Below are 17694 nucleotides of genomic sequence, written 5' to 3'. Positions count from 1 at the left end.
TCAAGGAAGGAAACAAAGCAGATGTCACTCCGGATTAATGACACCGCACCCGATTTCAAGGCGGAAACTTCGCAAGGCCCGATCAACTTCCACGAGTGGATCGGCGACAACTGGGCGGTGCTCTTCTCGCACCCCAAGGACTTCACTCCGGTCTGCACCACTGAACTCGGCGCTGTAGGCGCTCTCGAGAAGGACTTCGCTGCCCGCGGCGCCAAGGTCATCGGCCTTAGCATCGATCCGGCAGAGAGCCACAGCCGCTGGGCACAGGACATCAAGGACGTGACCGGCGCCGATGTGAACTATCCGATCATCGCCGACACCGACCTGAACGTTGCCAAGCTGTACGGCATGCTTCCCGCCGAAGCCGGCGATAGCTGCGAAGGCCGCACCCCGGCCGACAACGCCACCGTTCGCGTGGTCTACGTCATCGGACCCGACAAGAAGATCAAGCTGCAGCTCGCCTACCCGATGACCACGGGCCGCAACTTCGACGAGATCCTGCGCGTTCTGGACTCCATCCAACTCACGGCCAAGCACAAGGTTGCGACTCCGGCGAACTGGAAGCCAGGCGAAGATGTCATCATCACCGGCGCGGTCTCGAACGAAGAAGCAGACAAGATCTTCCCGGGCTACAAGACCGTGAAGCCTTACCTGCGCACAACCGCACAGCCGAAGTAACGTAGTGTTGTAATCTGTAACAGGAAATTCACTCCGCCGGGCCCTTCACTGCGGCGCGGCGGAGCCTAGAGCACCGGTGGCGAAGTGGCTAACGCGCTGGTCTGCAAAACCAGTATTCGCGGGTTCAATTCCCGCCCGGTGCTCCAAAGAATCAGTTCGGTCTGTATCTCACGCAAATCGTCCCAAGCTTCAACTTATCTGTCTACGTCTGTCCCAGGTTTACAGTAATCGGGGGGTGCCTTCCTGGGTCAATAGACAGCTTCGTCAGCTGCCTATTGACCTTGGCTATTCGATTTACTCTGCTCTTTGGTTACCGTACAGGCGGAATGGCGTTCGAAGGACTGGTTTTTAGCTGGATGTTAAGCTCTGCAACTGGGTATTAAGGTCTGCAACTGTGAGTTGCCCTGTTTCGAAATTGACGATGCTATTCAAAAATTGACTATACAGAGATTGGTTGCCTACGAGTGGAGGCGCTCCGTCCTTCAAAAGACCAAATGTTTGTTGTAAGGCTTCACTCAGGTCACTGTATTTCTGCGAACTATTCGGATTTGTACCAGGTGAATAACCAACCCACGAAATGAGTTGAGAGTTTAGCTGTTGAACTGTGGTCGTTGAAGTTGGGGACGCGAAGCCTTCTATGAACTGTACGAACTCGCTGTTCTGACCTGCGTCGGTTTCTAGGGACACGGCCCCGTATCCGATACATTGAAACGTAGTCTGCAGGCCTGCGCTTAGATCGCTGCAATATTGCCAGGACAACGTTACGGAAGAAGGATCAATAGCCTTACAGTAGTTGACAATGTTATTCATCTCCAGCCAAGTGGTGCCGTCTAGGCCGGGGAAGGTGGCGTCGGGACCCGGATCCGGATATAGGTCGCGGAACTGTATGGCGAGGGGTGCAATCAGCTTGGCCGCCTCACTGGGAGTTAATCCGCGAAACGGATTACAAAGAGTGGGGTTGTGATAGAGGTTCGTGCAGCAACCCGAAATCTTATCTAGACAGCTCTGAATATCGGGTGACCACGGTCGGTCGTTCTCCGGCGATGAAACGAGAAGGAGGTAGAGGATGTACTGAATACCGCTCAAGGCATCAAAATCAGATTGCCAATTCGCACTGGAATAAGCGACTTCGCTGGGAATTTCGACTAGGCTCTGGTCGGATCGAATTTGGGCGCTTTCGGTGCCATGCTGCTGATCAAACACAATGGTCTGGCACCAAGAGAGAATGAACCCTGCGAGGTTGGCGATGCCGGTGTCAGCAGATGTCTGCAGTTGTTGGGCGTAAGGCATCATTAGCTTGGCGGCAACGCTGGCGGCATCGCTGGCGCTTAATTGGTCCGTCCCGGGCGGCTCCTCCAACATGAATTTGGAGGTCTGTTGGATGCCCGCCAGCTTGTCCTGAATGGCTTCTTCATACGTGCTCGAGGGCAAGTTGTTGACGATGATTTGAATTTGGTTGAACGCTCTCCAGGTTGGCTCGTAGTCCAGGTAGGAAGCATCGGCTTCGCTGGGGTTCTGGGTGGCAGGAATCTGAGCATTTTCGGGCATGAAGAATCTCCACTGTTCTGTCATTGCTAGATTGGGCAACCCAGGGGGAGGAAGGAGAACCGACTGCAAGGTATCCGGGATTAGGACTCGCGGAATTCGGTCTGACTACAGTGCTCTCTTTGTACCTCATCATTCTTCCGGAGTCCAATTGTCAATTCGGCGGCTGATCACGCTCTGACATCGGCGCGGGATCATGCGCAGCACAATAAAAGAGGCACATTTCCAAGAAGCTGAACTTGAACTCCCTATTTTGACAAGTAATCTGGCGCTGTAATCAGCCTCGGAAGGTTCCCCAGAATGCAGGATCCCTGCTGAGCACGAAGATGAATGCGGCCTTAGAGTGGTGGGTGAGCATGCGATCCCATCTTGTCTCTAGCGCGAAAGCGTGTGAAGCTAATTCCTGTATTCAGCCAATTCCAGGCAACGACATCTGGATCATGGGTCTCTTTATTCCTCCCTTCTGTGCATTGCAAATTAAGGAGATTCATTCATGAGCGCAAATCTTGAAAATGGTAGTCAGATCGAAGCGGACAACGTGAACGCGGCAGCGGCTCAAGGAACCAAATCAAGCGACGCCGGGCGGATGGGTACCGGGAACATCTCCGAAGTCGCTTCCATAAATGGTGGGGATACGGCGCGAACTGATCGTATGGCAAAGGTTCGCGCAAAGGTTCAGGCCTCTAATGCGTCTTACACTGATCCACAAACCTTCAATGACCTAAGTAAAGACATGCAAAGCGCGATCGCCACCCTATGGAGCATTATGTATTCTTATGGGGGACTCGAGTCACATGTCACGCAAGCTGATGACGCTCTCAACACTTTCATCAATACCGGTTTGGGTATGCCAAAGACAGTTGGCGAGCTTAACAAAGTCCTAACCGACATTGACAATGAATGAATAAGACGAAAATGTGACAGACCCCAAGTCGTACCTTCGCTCGACGTCATCGAGTACTTCGGAACCAAAGTGCTGGAGCTGGAGTCACATTAGGCGTCTGCGGTCGGGCGGGGTATCGGGTGAGCGCGATCGTCTCTGCCGTAGCAAAGCGGTGGCGGCGCCGAAGACGACGCCACTGTCTCCATAGTGCGCAGCTGGATCTCCTCTCTCGCTAGGAACTAAGGTGGGCATCGGATAGCATCATGATTCCAGCTCTCTGCGAGGCACTATGGCACGCCAGTTTACGCGCGGACCACTCTTTTTCGGCGCATGCATACAAAGAGTGGCGGCTTAGGAAACTCTTGCTCTATCCCGTCAGAACGAGACACAGCCTGCCATGCATGAACAGGTCATGATCATGCGCGCAGTCGTCGCTTTCGATCAGCTCCGCTGTCACTTTGCCACCGGGCTGCGTGAATTATTCCCGCTCGCCGGGATAAACCCAACATTGCTGTCACCAAGGGCAATGTTGGGTTACTCCATCTTGGTGCCTGCTTCTTTTGATTCAGTGCCAGAAGACTCGGGAGTTCGCCAACGAACGTCAAAGAGCGTCGGTCAACGTCAACGACAGTGTGGGATTGAGATCGCCATTGGGCCAGTCATCCCCACCGACAACGTTAATGATCATCAACCCGACGTCCCCCGTATCTAGTTCGCACTTATAAAGGAAACCTGGGAAACCTGGGGACGGAAACCTGGGGGGAAACCTGGGGACAGACGGGGGGAAACCTGGGGACAGACGGGACGTTTCCATTCCGAACGCGATCAATCTACGCTTCAAACATCAGTTGTGCCTGTGCGAACCTTATCTGCTTACGTCCCGTCTGTCCCAGATGACGTGGATGACGTGAGCGCTGGATAAATTTGGAGTGTGCTGTTGGGAATAATTCCGATTTCCATCGTGTCACTCAGACAAGTCTGCTTTCTTTTCTGCTCAACCCTACGATGATGATGAAAGTAAGGGAACTCACCAGCAGCGGATATCAGACCTCTGCCAGCCAGGGCACTGGGATGAGAAACAAGATGTCGAGATCCTTGAGGGATGTGGGCCATCGAATCGTCGCCCAGAGTCCTGCATAGTAGCTGATATCCCAGATGGCAAATGTCCACTGAAAAACGTCCCGTCTGTCCCCAAGTTTCCCCAAGCATGCCCGCGACGGACTACTCAGGCTTCTGTGCCGTCGGTCATATCGACCGGCTAAACGTTGAGTTTCAGGCCGCCGTCTGTCACTTTCAGAATGAACGATCAAAAGCTACAACCTAGGCTCGCCGAAATACGATTGTCACAGGGCAATGAGAAAGGCTGGCCTTTCGCCAGCCTTTCATACTTTTCCGTTTGCTTCCCGGAACCTTTAGTAATTCACCCCTCTATGGACGCAGAGCAGCAGGTCTTTGGTCCCCACAGGTTGCCGGTACACGATCAAAGCAGGCTGGTAATAGGAGTTAACATCGGGGATCCAGTTGGAGCCACTGGCATTCCAATCAGTTCCGTTGGAAGACTCCATGTGATAGATATGTTCATTGTCGTCCGCACCTCGATAAAGACAATAGAGCTTGTTTTGAAAACCCGCTAGCGCCGGACCACTATGGGAGTTTGCCATGGGAATCGGGGAGCTACCACTAGTCCAACTATTTCCGTCGGACCACATCCAGTACAGATTGTCATTTCCGCCACTGCCTCGATAAACGCAGCAGAGGTATGGCACGTAGTCAGAATTGCTGGGGCCATAGTTAAGCACTGCTAGCGCAGGGCCAGCTCCGGTCGCTACATTTGGAATACGGTTGGCGCCACTCCAATTAGCTCCGTCGCAGGACTCGATGTAGTAGATGTTGTTATTGCTTCCTCCTCCTCTATAAACACAAAAGAGCTTATCTTGAAACAACGCCAGCGCTGAGCCACTCTGGGAATCTGCCTGAGGGATCGGGGAGCCACTAGTAGTCCAATTATTTCCGTCGAACCACATTTGGTAGAGATGGTCATTTCCGTTCCCTTTATAAACACAACAGAGCCTCGTGTTGTCCGGAGAAACCGCCAGCGCTGGGGTATCGGAAGTCGCGACATCGGGGATCCATTGAGGGGATGTCCAAGTTCCATCGGTTGCATCGGGTCCACCGAAGCACATCCAGTAGATATGATTGTTATCTCCGCCACCTTTATAAACGCAAAAGAGCTTGTCTCGGAAAACCGCTAACGCGGGACCGGTTTCAGAAAAAGCCTCAGCCATACTCTTTTCCGCAACCCAGCCATGTTGCCCGTCAGTCGTTGTCCAGCGTAATTGCGTGTCATCAAAGTCGTCCGCCGAGGGCCACAGCAGAGTAGGCATCGTCCAAGGAGAAGTGAGTTTTACTCCCTCTCCCTTATCTTTCGATTGGATAAATTCAACATAGAGCGAGATAACAGTCGCGATTGCAGCGGCAATTTTGGCGCCTTTGTCATCATTGTCACCTTCGTCGCCATCGTCGTTGTCATCTGCCGCGCTTTTATAGGCCTCAGTTATCTTGTCTGCCCATTGGGTGACGTCACCGAGCAATTGAACGCCGGCTTCGTTGAGATGGAGGTCGAAACCCCACCAATGAAAATCGAAGTTGACCAGAATGTCCTCTATCGACCATTTTTCCGACTGCTTAGCGATTTTGAGAGCTGTACTCATGACGGATCTCCACTGTTGCGTCATTGTTGGATTCGGTAAGGCGGACTGCTCCGTAGCCAGGTCTCCCCGGTGAGGGACACTATTTCCACCCGTTCATTTGAGAAAGGCGGCCGCGCTGTGGCGCCCAGGTTCGCTAGGTGCAACGCCTAAACAAGGCCCCGCCTGAACAAGATCCCGCCTTCGACCGATTCGACAACTAAACGGTTTGGATAGCGGTCATTCGAGTGAGTGAATTGGAACAGCTTCGACATAAACCACCCTAACCTAGGGTCCTCCAACCATTCGGGAATCATTTTGTTATCTCTGGATTCGCCAGTAGCGGGTACAAGACCGCCTGGTACGAGTGTAAAAGCCATCCCACAATCCTTATTAGATATGAGTAGATCATCCAAAGGCATCGGCTGATCCAAACTAATCGCCCTCTGACCGTTAGTGTTGCTCTCACTTAGGGTTTCGTCTCCGTTCTGCGGCCCTCCTAGCCAGCCAGAAGCATCCTTTGAATTCTTAGCATTTTCAGACAAGAAGCCAGAAGCTGAACCACTTCCATAGGCTTCGCTGGGGGATTCGATTCCATTGCTCCCCATCCTGAGAGAGTCGGAGACTTCTACGCCTTCGTTGGGGGGCCGGTCCTCGGAGTCCGAGTACTTTCCCGATCCGGTAGGGCCCGAGATATCGCTTGACAGCTTTTCTTGAAGAGTTTTCTCGGCTTCGCTGGAGGCTTCGTTTCCGTTCTGAGGCCCTCCCAGCCAGTCCTCAGCGTGAGTACCCGTTTGGGTGGCAATACCGGAAATATTACCGGTACCAACCCGCCCGGCTTGGCTTTCGGGGTGGGCTGTGTGGGGCTGCTTATCATTTTCGAGATTTATGCTCACGAATGGATCTCCTTGATTTGCTTTGAACAGAGCGGGAGGAAGCAAAAAGGTTATCCAGGTGTCGTTCCCCAGAATTGGTTGAATACAGGGTTAGCTTCCCACGCTATGCGCGTGGGGTCAAGAAGTTGTCCATTCTCGCGCGAATCGCTGCCATACCGCTTTGAACAGAATGCCTTGTGACCCAATTCTGCAACGAGCGTATCCAGCTCGGCCACAGCGATACCTACGCAGCTATGGATGGAGACGCGGAGCCTTCGTCCGCGTCCTTCAAAGTCTCGAACTTGTCATCAATGGCTGTGATGATACGCCTAGCGGCCTGGGTGATGGTTTGAAGTGAAGCGGTGAGCATTTCCGAAGTCACGTCATAGCTGGCAAGGTAGAAGCGGCTTCCGGTGCGGATGCCATAGTGGGCGAGCACTGCAAAGCTAACAGACTCCGCTTCCAGGTCGCGGTGTTGGCGCGTCGTCTCCTTGCGGTTTCGTTTGTGGAGAAGCGCTCGTGGGCGAGTTCGTGAGCGATGACCCCGCAACGTGCCGCAGCACCTAATGTCTCCTCGATCTCGGAAACCTGGGAAACCTGGGGACAGGGAAACCTGGGGACGAAACCTGGGAAACCTGGGGACAGACGGGACGTTTCCATTCCGAACGCGATCAATCTACGCTTCAAACATCAGTTGTGCCTGTGCGAACCTTATCTGCTTACGTCCCGTCTGTCCCCAAGTTTTTCGTCTGTCCCCAAGTTTCCGTTCAACCTAGGTCCAAGGTTCGCCGTTGCCGAATGACCAGTCTGAACGATCTACATAGACCATGTTGATCATGATGTCGTCAGGACGAACGGAGAGCTTGCTCTTGAGTTCGTCGGCGATGAATCGGAAGAAGGCGAGCTTCGACTCCAAGTTGTTTCCGACAGTGCTGGTCACCTGGATTAACAGGAAGTCAGGCGACCTGTCAAAACCGAGGAAGGTCTTGTCGTAGATCAGATTGTCGGCCGTATGCTCACTAATAACGATGAAGCGGTCTCCATCCGGAGCCTTCAGGACATCGACGATGCCGTGGTAAACGATATCGGCCACGGTAGAACGGTATTCAGGGGTTTTGCCTTTAAGCAAGTCCACACGCGCAAACGGCATAATCGTCTCCTACAGTGCAGGGTTGGGTGAAAATCGTTCGTGGTTTTCATTCAAGCGACGGTGAGTCTTCTGTGTGTTCACTGGCATACACCCTGAGCATAGGGCCCGACGGTGTTTGACGTGAATACCGGATGCTTTCAAATACATGCCTAATACTGTCACGTACACTTATGCTCTATGAACCAACTTGCATCAAGGACGCTAAAGGAACTTGCACAGAGTCTGCGGCGATATACCGATCGTGCAGTTGGTCGCGATACGTTTCCCACGGCTATCCAGGGACTGTCGATTCTCCGATCTGACCAGGCGAATCGGCCAGCTAACTGCCTGTTCCACCCTGCTTTGTACTTGACTCTGCAGGGTGCCAAATGGGGCTCCTTCGGAAACAAACGTTACAAGTTTGCCGCAGGACAAGCCCTGATGGTCGCAGTAGACATACCTTCACGCGGTACCGTAGTTCTAGCAAGCGCGGAGGCACCCTATCTCGGAATCCAGATTGCACTGGACTTTTCCATCATGCAGGAGATGGTCGAGGAGCTCGATATGTCTCCGCTGACTTCCCGAAAAGCGAGAGCCCGTGGTGCCTTTGTCTTAGATCTCAATCCTCAACTTCTGGACTGCACCCAGAGGGCCATAAACCTTCTCGAAATCCCCGAAGCAATCCCAAGACTGTACCCGGGAATCATGCGTGAGGTCTGCTACTGGCTGCTGACGGGTCCTGAAGGCTCGCAGATCAGCGAGATCATGATGATGGCGAATGGGCAGAACCAGAAGATCGTTCAAGCAATACACACACTCCGAGACAAGCTCAGGGAGACAGTTCAAGTGGAGGGTCTCGCTGTGGCTGCAAACATGAGTCAGGCAACGTTTCACCGTCAATTCAAGTCTATTACCGGCATCACTCCGCTTGCCTATCAGAAGCAGCTCAGGCTTCACGAAGCACGTCGAGTATTAATATTCCGCGGTGCGACCGTGGAGTCTGCTGCGCGTGACGTCGGCTACGCCAGCGTTTCGCAATTCAGCCGTGAATACAGCAGGATGTTCGGGCGATCGCCACGGCGAGACGCCCAAAGCTGGAAAAGCACTCCGGCCGCAGCGGTTCATGAATAGAAGGATCGGGCTCTTGCCCCGCGCTATGGTTGCTGTCTCAAAAGTTGATCACCGTATTGACTCCCAAAGCGAGGGGAACCTGGGGACATCCATGATAGGTTTCCGGTTCAAATAGCTTGACAGGTTTAGCGGTTAACATCTAGTCTCCTGTCGATTTCTTAGATACAGATCACAGGGTATTGAATGAAAACCTGGAAGTGGAGATCAAGTTTCCTCCTCGCGGTGTGTCTGCCGCTATTTGCGGTCTTTTCGGGCCGGACCGGCGCGCAATCCCCGAAGGGAAGAACAGCTTCTGCTCCCCCGCTCGATTTTCCTCACATGATGCAGCCCATTCCCGCCTCCGCCGCCTTTCATGATCCTGGCTATTTTGTCTGGTGCGGCGCGCTGATCAAGGGCAGCGACGGGAAATATCACCTGTTCTATTCCCGCTGGAAGGTCGCCGACGGATTCGAGTCCTGGGTCACACGTTCGGAGGTCGCCCATGCGATTGGAAGTTCTCTCGAGGGCCCCTTTGTCTTTCACGACGTAGCTCTACCGGCGCGTGGAAAAGAGTTCTGGGACGGGATGGTGACGCATAACCCGACCATTCACCGGTTTGGGAAGAAATACTATCTCTACTACATGGGGAACCTGGGAAATGGGGTCGTCATGTCCACCCTCAACTGGGACCATCGAAATAATCAACGCATCGGGGTGGCAGTGGCTGACAGTCCTAATGGACCATGGAAGCGGTTTGATACTCCATTGGTGGACGTCAGCGCAGATGCCAACGCACCTGACGCTCTTTGCATCTCGAACCCAAGTATTACTCAAGGGCCCGATGGCAGGTTCCGCCTGCTTTATAAAGCGGTAGGAAAACAAAAGCCGCTGCCGGGCGGTGGTCCCGTGGTCCATCTGATGGCGACTTCAGATTCACCTACCGGGCCGTTTCGTAAGAATCTGACGCCGATGTTCACGTTTCAGAATCTCGCATTTCCCTTTGAAGATCCGTATTTGTGGTTTGACGCGAAGCGTGACACGTACTTCGTCATCATGAAGGAGATGGCCGGCGTCATCTCCGGCACCGGCCACTTTTCGCTCGTGCTATTTCAGTCACACGATGCCGTCACATGGGAGAAGGCCGAACATCCACTTGTATCGACACTAGAGCTTCATTGGAAAGAAAAGCCTCGTCAAGCAGTGCGGCGGCTGGAGCGTCCGCAACTGATGTTCGACGCGGCAGGCAAGCCCATCTTGCTGCTGGCTGCTATCGATGATGGAAGCGAGGAGACCTATAACGTACGTATTCCGCTCTCACAAGAACGCCCCACGAAACGGTAACGAATGGCCGTCAAGCAGGCACCGAAAGTGTCCGTCGTCTTGCGGGATACCCAACGCAGGGAAACGCTTTAAGCCTGTACCTCAGCGGCTAAAGCCGCATTTCGTTCTTGCTCTGATACGGCATGGCTAAAGCCATGCCCTTAAGCAAGGCATTCGCACCTTCTGTGCGAAATGGTTGCGCTACGCGCAACGGAAGGATGTGACTGAGTATGATTCGCCCCTGTATCCTGTCGCGCGAAGCGCGATATCGTGTTTAAGGGCACTGCCGATTACGGGGCTCGGCACTTTCGGATTGCTTCTACATCTACCAACGTCATTTCAGGAAGGATCGAAGATCCGAACCCACTTATCCGTCGGTGGCTATCGGGCTCTCGCGATCGCCGCGGCCTTCCGCTCACGTCTTGCTTGCCGTCTTCGCTGAAAATAGGAGGTCAAATCCGGAGAAAACTCCAAAAGCTGTGCTCCGATCATTCCTTCCACGGTAACGATGGAGGCATTTTCGATCGTGAGGCCCGCCCCGCGTTCGTCGCTGGGATAGTATGCATTCGAAATACCTCCAGCCATGAAGTTGCCCAGTACATTGGACACATTGAACTGACGATGGCCGTTGTCTCCATGGCAGATAAACGCGGTCAACGCAGAGTACATCATGCGGGACCTTATCGAACCAGTTCCTTTACGGTAATAGCGAGGATCCTGGTGAAGAATGCTGGGTAAGATCGCGTTCCCGAGGAGTGTCCCGTTCACATTGTCGGCATAAGCGGCGCCGAAGCGCTTGAAATAACCCGCTGGTCCATGACCATAGCCAGTGTGATTGTCAGAATATTCTCCATATCCGCCGGCGATGACTGCCAGGCCGATGGTGGCGGGATCAGTGATGCTATGGAATGCAAGATCGAATTTCTGGGAGGTAGAGATCGGCGCCGCGTGGCCATTGAGCACAACATTGAAGTTCGGGAGGACTCCACCAATACGCTGCTTCTCCTGTGCTTTGACCTCGCGAGCAGCCTGCTCCTGCTGTTCCCTGGTCTGGCGCTCGGCATCCCCCTGCTGTGGCTCGTCAGGGGCCGGCGATTTCTGTGACTGAATCAATGTCTGGGAAGGTGAATCGGGAAGGCCCGCGACAGTAGCCACCAGCTCACCAGCTCCAGACGCAGACTGTGCATACGCGAACGAAGCGCACATGGTGAAAACACAAAAAACGACCTTTGAGCGGCGAATCACAGATTCTAAATTGCCCCCAGTTCTACTGAATGGAATGGCTTCATTCGGGTGAGCGTCTTGATCGATTACTGGAAATCAAGCCTAACCGTTTTGCGGATGTTGTTTTCAAAAATCATCCAGCCTGCACTCTGTCGCTTCAACGACATTCACTAGGGTTCGCGACGATGAACGGCAAAGTACGGCTGATTCGATAGCGTTCGATTCAAGGGCGGATGATATGCCGCGCCCTGGGAGTTGCGTATTTCAAAGTAGTACTGCAAGGGAAACGGAGATTGCGTATAGGCGCTCGGGATCGCAGCCTGGAATGAGCTGCCTTTGCGCTGCATCGTTATAGACGACCAGCGCTCGCCGTGGTTGACATGACGGTACCAGAGACGCGCTTCGTCGACCGGCGATGCTACCTGGAGATCCAATTCCAAGGACGCGCCGGGACGGAAGAAAGTTGCGGGCGAATGAGTCGCGCTGAACTCCGGGCGTGGGCGTGGTGTGAGCAGTGATTCCAAGTCAGCGCTGGTTTCATGGATATCTGCGGCAGCGAAGTATTGTTCGAGAGCAAACACATCCTTCTCGATCATGGGGATGCGGTCGGCCCAATGGCCATGCCGCTCGGGTCTGGAGCCATAGCTAATGTCGGCGGTGTAGACCGAGCTGGCGCGCGTGGCCATCGTCTTCCATGACTCCAGAGCCTTGCGATAGTACTTGATGCCTTCAGCGGCTATCTTCTTGTTTCCGGTGCTCTGAAAGAGCGAATAACAGAGAGCGGCGCGGAAGAGCCCGGCGTAATAGCCGCCCAGGCCGTTCAGAATGAGGATGTCTTCTTCCGCGCGACGGAATGCCGGGGATGCCGTGCGGCCGGCGACAGACTTCTGCGCCGTAGCAAGCGCACTCGATGATTGCGAGACCAGCTCGTCGATCCATTGCGCCACCTCGAGCGGGTGATAGTGCGCAACGGCGGAGCGGCTCAGCAAAGCGCGGGCGTAGTCATCGATCGAGAGGAAGATCTGAGGGTCGAGCGGACTGATGGCGCCGACATTGTGCGGAGCCGGCGAGTCGCTGTAGAGAGGCTTCTCTTTCGTCGGCAGGATGGAGATGGGCGTGTAGAGCTCCGGCCATAGCGAGTGATTGGACGCAGAAGGCAGCCATGCCGTCGTAACCAACGGAAGGATGCGGCTGGAGCTAGCCAGCGCTACTTCGATATGCTCCGCTGCGCTGCCATAGGTTCGACGGAGAGACCGTTTGTACGCTTGCGGTGCGCTATCCGGGTTATATAGAGAACGGCCCCAGATCAGGTAAGTAAGCTCGAACTTCTCCGCATCGAGTGTCGACGACGCCAATTGCCGGTTCGCATAGGCGTTGCGGCCATCGCGATGTCCCGAACCTTCCCGTCCTTTGAAGGTAAGCGGCTCGCAAAGCTCCATGCCCGCGGCGCCGCAGAAGTGGGCGGCGTGGCCATAGCCTGAGGCAAGCGCAAGATCAGCCCACAGCAGGTGGCGCTGGGTTCCCGGCCAGGCACGATAGAGGACCTCGATCTCGGATCCCTGCTGATAGAAGTCTCCATACCCATAACGGGTGAAGTTTCTCGCGCCATTGGAGACGGCGAAGGTGCCGGTCACATTCTCGCGCGGATATTCTGTCGCACGAATGTCGGCCTGGTGATAGCCGAGCCCCAGATGTTCTGCCCAGAACTTCGCACCTGCTGTCAGACGCATGCCGGTTTTGTGGCCGATGTCGATCATCGTCTGATTGAGGCCTTTGGCATGCATATCAATCTCGATGGGGCGGCCTGCGTCTCGTATCGCTTCGAAGAGCGTCTCCCAGAACGGATAGCTTCCCTCGGGGATACCGCTTTCGCCGTGAATGCGGAGCGTCAGTCCGGTGATCTCCGGGCATACCTTCAGGATCTCCTCCAGGGCAGCGCGGCAGTACGCCGCATGTGTCTCCGGGGTCAGGCCAAGGATCTGGTGGTCGGCATGAGGGCTCGCTGTCCACTGATAGGCATGTGTCCAGAGGCCGAGCTGGAAATCAAGCCCGCGACGCCGGGTCTCCTTCGCGATGAACTGGAGGGTCTCCAGATTCTTTTCTCGTTCTCCTGCGGCCAGCGGTGGATCGACGCGCACATCCGGATAGGCTGCCAGTTTGACCAGATAGGGATAGGGAAAATGGAGGTAGTCCCCGGTCACTCCGGTGGGAAAATCGTATCCAAACCCCAGCGCAAAGTTGAAACGGTTGAAGCGCGCAGAAGCGATGTTATCGAGATAATGTGTCCAGAACGCACGGTCGTAAAACCAGGACTTATCTTCGATCTCGGAGCAGAAGGCACGCGCCACACTACGTACACGATTCGGAGTTCGCTCCACGATAGGCGCGTTCAGTTGGAAGGCTGCATCGAGGCGATCACTCTCGCGAATACGATCTGCCAGCTCCAACAGACCATAGGTAATTCCTCGCCCGTCGAGGCCACTTACGAGAATGACAGTATGCTGATCTTTTCCTGCGACGATCACGGTCATCTCAGCGGTGTGATCGCCGGGCACCTCAAAGCCTTTGGCGAGCTCACTGCCAACAGAAGCGACCACGATCGTCGCCATCGGCTTGCCGCCGGTTTTGACAGATGTGCCTTTTGCTTCCAGCGATGACTGCAGCTGCTCCAACGCCCATGCAACACCCGGCTGCTGTGTCAGTTTTTCTGCAGGATCGGTCTTGATCTCCACCGTTCCATGGGAAGGAGCCGCTGTAGCGGTGCGTCCAAGGGCAGTCGTCGCCGAAAGTGCCACAAGCTGTACAAACCGCCGCCGTGTGGTGTTGAGACCCATCGTGTGAACTCCTCATCGCAGTAAAAATTGGATCCTGAACGTCGTGGGACTTATACAGGCTCGCAGCCAGAGACTGCAAACGACGCCCGTGCCCGCTATCTGGTACCCTGCGGTCGCGAACGTCGCCATCTTTAAAGCGGCATTAACAAACAGGGAGACAGGAGCTGACATCAATGAGCATGAACCGGCGGGAATTCAACGCTCTGAGTGCAGGAACACTCATATCGCTGGCTGCAAAAAACGCTGTGGGCAATGAGTTGGCAGCCACCCTTACGGCTCCGGAACAACAGACCGACGCTCTTCCCTGGTATAGGACCATCAAGCGGATTGGCCAGACGAACTTCAACGAACGGGACGGAGAGTCACAGAACGTTGAACAATGGGCCGACTACTGGGCCGCCGCAAAGGTGCAGGCTGTGGCCCTTTCGGTCTCCGGCCCGGTGGCCTTCTACCCGTCGAAAGTTCCCTTCTTTCATCACAGCATCTACCTGAAGGGCCGCGATCTCTTTGGAGAATGTCTCCGCGCCGCCAAGAAGCGTGGCATCCGCGTGTATGGCCGCATGAGTCCGGATATTCAATGGACCGATCCGGAGCTGCTACAGACACAGCCTCTCTGGTTTCGCAGGAATCAGAACGGCGGCCTGCAGCAGTCTGCACCGGAGATTGCCTTTACCTGCATCTTCAGCGAGCACTACTCCAGGCAACAGCCAGCCATCATTCGCGAGCTGAATGCGAACTACGATATTGACGGCGTCTATATGAACGGCTGGCCGACGATGCAGGTCTGCTACTGCGAGAACTGCCGCAAGATCGGAGACCCGCACTCGAAGGAATATCGTTCGGCATTGATGGATAAGGCCTTCGAGCTGATTCAGCTTTACAAAGCAACCGTGATGGAGAAGAGCCCGAACAACTTCTACTCCTGCAACCTGGGCGGAGGATTGAAAGAGTCTGGACTGGACCAGTGGCGTCTCACGCGTGAAGCCACCTGGTACACGGCCGACAACCAGTCGCGGTCCGGTGTCGTTGCTCCCATCTGGCAGGACGCACAACAGGTGAAGTTTGCGCGCGCTTTGATGGGAGATCGTTCTGTGGCCGCGGTGAGTGCGAGCTATGGACGTGCAGGCAGCATTATGTGGCGGCAGGTGGCGGACACGTCAGTCGAACCGGTGTGCCGCATGGCGCAGACGGCTGCGGCTGGGGGAATCATCTGGTATCACTGGCTGGGGCTAGAGCAGGGATTCCATGACGATCGCCGCTGGCAGGCTCCCGGCCGGGAGTTCCTCTCATGGCATGCGAAGAATGACGCGCACTTTCATAACAAGCGCTCGCTCTCAAAGGTGGCCATTCTTACGTCGCCACGCTCAGTAACTCTTTACCAGGCTCCGTACACCGAAGATCGTACCGACCATATCGAAGGGATGTATGCAGCACTGGTTGAGGCGAGGATTCCGTTCGACTTCGTTCATGAGGAAGACCTGAATCAGGAGCGCTTGCATGCGTACTCGGTCCTGATTCTGCCGAACGTCGCTCTGCTCTCTGATACGCAAGCCAGCGCTATCAGGCGGTTTGTACAGGCGGGCGGTTCCCTGCTGGCTACCTTTCAGACTGGCCTGTTCGACGAGAACGGGAAGCCTCGCAATGATTTCGCTCTTGGCGATCTATTCGGAATCAAGAAGGCAGGCGAAGCCGTGCGCACGACGGCGCAGGCTGCGGACCCAATCGGCGGTATCCATCTTCAGTACATCCGCAATCGCGGGCCTCTCACGGAAGGCTTCGAAGAGACACGCTGGATCGCTGGTCCGGTATGGCGACAGCCGGTCGAACCCATCCAAAGCAGCACCATGACCTTCATCAAGCCCTATCCGGTCTATCCGCCGGAGGCCGTCTATCAACGGGAAGAGCCGAGCAATCTGCCTTCGATGGTGGCCCGGGAGACAGGAACATCACGCCTGGTGTATCTGGCCGGAGATATGGATAGCGCGTTCTGGAGGCTCGACCATCCTGATCTTGGCCGGCGGATTACGAACGCCGTGCGCTGGCTGCTGAAGGACACCAATGTCGTTGACGTGCGTGGAGATGGGCTGATTGAAGTCACCGCATGGGAGACACAGCCGGGCTATGCCTTCCACCTGCTGAACTACACGGGGGCAAATGCGTTTCGTGGACACATGCGCAAACCGGCGACGCTGACAGATCAGAGGCTGGAGATTCGATTACCGGATGCGAAGAAGATCAAAAAAGCATCCCTGCTCCACGCAGGGATGCCGATTGTGTTCCAGCAGAATGGGAAGCGCGTTTCTCTTACTGTCCCTCGCGTGGAGCTTTACGAGGTAGTCGCGCTGGAGGTGTAACAGCTCGGAACAGACAGATCAGGCGAGCGTGCCGTCAAACCACTGGCTGACGTTGGCGGCATGGACGCGAACCGATAGAAAGAACTGACCGAAGGAAGCGTAGACCGCGCTCACCTTGTCGAAGCGCATCTCGTAGATCAGCTTTTTGAAGATGATGGGATTGTCGGCGAAGAGGTCGACTCCCCACTCCCAGTCATCAAGGCCGATGGAACCGGTGATGATCTGGCGGACGTGATCGGCGTAGCGGCGGCCGATCATGCCGTGCTCGTGCATCATGGCACGGCGATCAGCCATGGGTTCGGTGTACCAGTTGACCTGCTCGCCACGTTTACGATCCATGGGGTAGAAGCAGAGATACTTCGCCGGCGGGATGGCTGGGAAGAGGCGCGAACTGAGCGAGGCGAAGGTGCGTGCGGTGGCCTCGCCGGCGCCGGCGTTCCACTCGGGCGTACCCGGCTCAAGGCCTTTCTCGGCGAGTTGGGCGTAGATCTTCTCTGAAGACTCGTAGAGACCAAGCTCGACGACGGAAAGGTACGAGGATGTCTGCTGAAGAAAGGGATAGAGACGGGTCTGAGCCAGCTCAAGCTCGACGCGGTTCAGGTCTTCCAGCGAATCGCGGAAGTGGATCAGGACGAGGTCTCCCTTGTGGCCGATCTGCGAGAACAGTGCTGACTGGTTCGGGTGCCCATTGGGTTCCGTGTTACCGGCCTCCCAGCGAGCGAGGAGCCCGCTGAACTCCTCTGAGATGGCCGTGCGCTCGTCAAGGGGAAGCTTTTTCCAAGCAGTCCAGTCAAAGCGGAAGATCTGGTGAAGGACGTTGGAACCTTCAAGCGTCAGGGGTACCTGTGGGAGTTCGGGCAAAAGGACATACCTCCGTTCACCCTTAATTATCGCAGCAGAAGAGCTGGCTTCTCGATAGGCCTGTTTTCCTGACTAGATCATCCTCATAAACGAGGTGCTGAACTGAGCGTGCATTCCCCCGACTGCGGTGTCGCCTTGAAAAGAAAACAAAAGCGGTCTCGCTTTGCTCGATACCCCACCGTTGTTACCCCAAC

Annotated in this window: 12 protein-coding genes and 1 tRNA gene; 6 read left to right on the top strand and 7 right to left on the bottom strand. The window is 55.1% G+C overall.

Translation table 11 applies throughout. The features are described 5' to 3' along the window. Window positions 1-21: 21 nt before the first annotated feature. Window positions 22-678: a peroxiredoxin gene (locus tag AB4Y89_RS19945; protein WP_442302700.1), complete on the top strand. Its 657-nt coding sequence runs from the start codon at window positions 22-24 to the stop codon at window positions 676-678. A 70-nt stretch (window positions 679-748) separates the two neighbouring features. Continuing rightward, window positions 749-824: transfer RNA gene (locus AB4Y89_RS19940), tRNA-Cys, on the top strand. 202 nt (window positions 825-1026) lie between these two features. Here the strand turns inward: AB4Y89_RS19940 and AB4Y89_RS19935 are convergent. Then, window positions 1027-2226, bottom strand: a complete 1200-nt coding sequence (locus AB4Y89_RS19935; protein ID WP_442302699.1) for a hypothetical protein — start codon at window positions 2224-2226, stop codon at window positions 1027-1029. A 490-nt stretch (window positions 2227-2716) separates the two neighbouring features. On the opposite strand from AB4Y89_RS19935, the gene AB4Y89_RS19930 reads away from it, so the two are divergent. Continuing rightward, window positions 2717-3127 carry a hypothetical protein gene (locus tag AB4Y89_RS19930; RefSeq protein WP_442302698.1) on the top strand — a complete coding sequence of 137 codons (411 nt, stop codon included), beginning with the start codon at window positions 2717-2719 and terminating at the stop codon, window positions 3125-3127. Between the two features lie 1391 nt (window positions 3128-4518). Here the strand turns inward: AB4Y89_RS19930 and AB4Y89_RS19925 are convergent. From AB4Y89_RS19925 to AB4Y89_RS19915, 3 genes are all read right to left on the bottom strand, one after another. Then, window positions 4519-5817: a hypothetical protein gene (locus tag AB4Y89_RS19925; protein WP_442302697.1), complete on the bottom strand. Its 1299-nt coding sequence runs from the start codon at window positions 5815-5817 to the stop codon at window positions 4519-4521. 146 nt (window positions 5818-5963) lie between these two features. Then, window positions 5964-6689: a hypothetical protein gene (locus tag AB4Y89_RS19920; protein ID WP_442302696.1), complete on the bottom strand. Its 726-nt coding sequence runs from the start codon at window positions 6687-6689 to the stop codon at window positions 5964-5966. Window positions 6690-7440: 751 nt separating this feature from the next. Then, on the bottom strand, window positions 7441-7818 hold the full coding sequence (locus tag AB4Y89_RS19915; RefSeq protein ID WP_442302695.1) for a tautomerase family protein: 378 nt from the start codon (window positions 7816-7818) through the stop codon (window positions 7441-7443). Between the two features lie 177 nt (window positions 7819-7995). Here AB4Y89_RS19915 and AB4Y89_RS19910 point away from each other — a divergent pair, with 177 nt between their 5' ends. After that, window positions 7996-8928 carry an AraC family transcriptional regulator N-terminal domain-containing protein gene (locus AB4Y89_RS19910; RefSeq protein WP_442302694.1) on the top strand — a complete coding sequence of 311 codons (933 nt, stop codon included), beginning with the start codon at window positions 7996-7998 and terminating at the stop codon, window positions 8926-8928. Window positions 8929-9246: 318 nt separating this feature from the next. After that, entirely contained in the window at window positions 9247-10248 is a 1002-nt protein-coding gene (locus tag AB4Y89_RS19905; RefSeq protein ID WP_442302693.1) for a glycoside hydrolase family protein, read from the top strand. A gap of 360 nt (window positions 10249-10608) precedes the next feature. On the opposite strand, the gene AB4Y89_RS19900 is transcribed toward AB4Y89_RS19905, so the two are convergent. Further along, entirely contained in the window at window positions 10609-11382 is a 774-nt protein-coding gene (locus AB4Y89_RS19900) for a hypothetical protein (protein ID WP_442302692.1), read from the bottom strand. A gap of 239 nt (window positions 11383-11621) precedes the next feature. Then, complete coding sequence (locus AB4Y89_RS19895) at window positions 11622-14285, bottom strand: hypothetical protein (RefSeq protein WP_442302691.1); 2664 nt, start codon at window positions 14283-14285, stop codon at window positions 11622-11624. A 179-nt stretch (window positions 14286-14464) separates the two neighbouring features. On the opposite strand from AB4Y89_RS19895, the gene AB4Y89_RS19890 reads away from it, so the two are divergent. Continuing rightward, window positions 14465-16639 carry an alpha-amylase family protein gene (locus AB4Y89_RS19890; protein WP_442302690.1) on the top strand — a complete coding sequence of 725 codons (2175 nt, stop codon included), beginning with the start codon at window positions 14465-14467 and terminating at the stop codon, window positions 16637-16639. Window positions 16640-16657: 18 nt separating this feature from the next. On the opposite strand, the gene hemQ is transcribed toward AB4Y89_RS19890, so the two are convergent. After that, window positions 16658-17500, bottom strand: a complete 843-nt coding sequence (hemQ, locus tag AB4Y89_RS19885) for a hydrogen peroxide-dependent heme synthase (RefSeq protein WP_442302689.1) — start codon at window positions 17498-17500, stop codon at window positions 16658-16660. Window positions 17501-17694 lie beyond the last annotated feature (194 nt).

Origin of the sequence: Terriglobus sp. 2YAB30_2, from assembly GCF_052114765.1 — a bacterium.
Lineage (GTDB): Bacteria > Acidobacteriota > Terriglobia > Terriglobales > Acidobacteriaceae > Terriglobus.
The sequence above is the reverse complement of the archived record's forward strand: the minus strand, read 5'-3'. Positions and strand labels throughout refer to the sequence as shown.

Bases quoted from the DNA above. Each gene is read 5' to 3' on its own strand.
- AB4Y89_RS19945 (WP_442302700.1), top strand. From the start codon at position 22: ATGTCACTCCGGATTAATGACACCGCACCCGATTTCAAGGCGGAAACT.
- AB4Y89_RS19935 (WP_442302699.1), bottom strand. From the start codon at position 2,226: ATGCCCGAAAATGCTCAGATTCCTGCCACCCAGAACCCCAGCGAAGCC.
- AB4Y89_RS19930 (WP_442302698.1), top strand. From the start codon at position 2,717: ATGAGCGCAAATCTTGAAAATGGTAGTCAGATCGAAGCGGACAACGTG.
- AB4Y89_RS19925 (WP_442302697.1), bottom strand. From the start codon at position 5,817: ATGAGTACAGCTCTCAAAATCGCTAAGCAGTCGGAAAAATGGTCGATA.
- AB4Y89_RS19915 (WP_442302695.1), bottom strand. From the start codon at position 7,818: ATGCCGTTTGCGCGTGTGGACTTGCTTAAAGGCAAAACCCCTGAATAC.
- AB4Y89_RS19910 (WP_442302694.1), top strand. From the start codon at position 7,996: ATGAACCAACTTGCATCAAGGACGCTAAAGGAACTTGCACAGAGTCTG.
- AB4Y89_RS19905 (WP_442302693.1), top strand. From the start codon at position 9,247: ATGATGCAGCCCATTCCCGCCTCCGCCGCCTTTCATGATCCTGGCTAT.
- AB4Y89_RS19895 (WP_442302691.1), bottom strand. From the start codon at position 14,285: ATGGGTCTCAACACCACACGGCGGCGGTTTGTACAGCTTGTGGCACTT.
- AB4Y89_RS19890 (WP_442302690.1), top strand. From the start codon at position 14,465: ATGAACCGGCGGGAATTCAACGCTCTGAGTGCAGGAACACTCATATCG.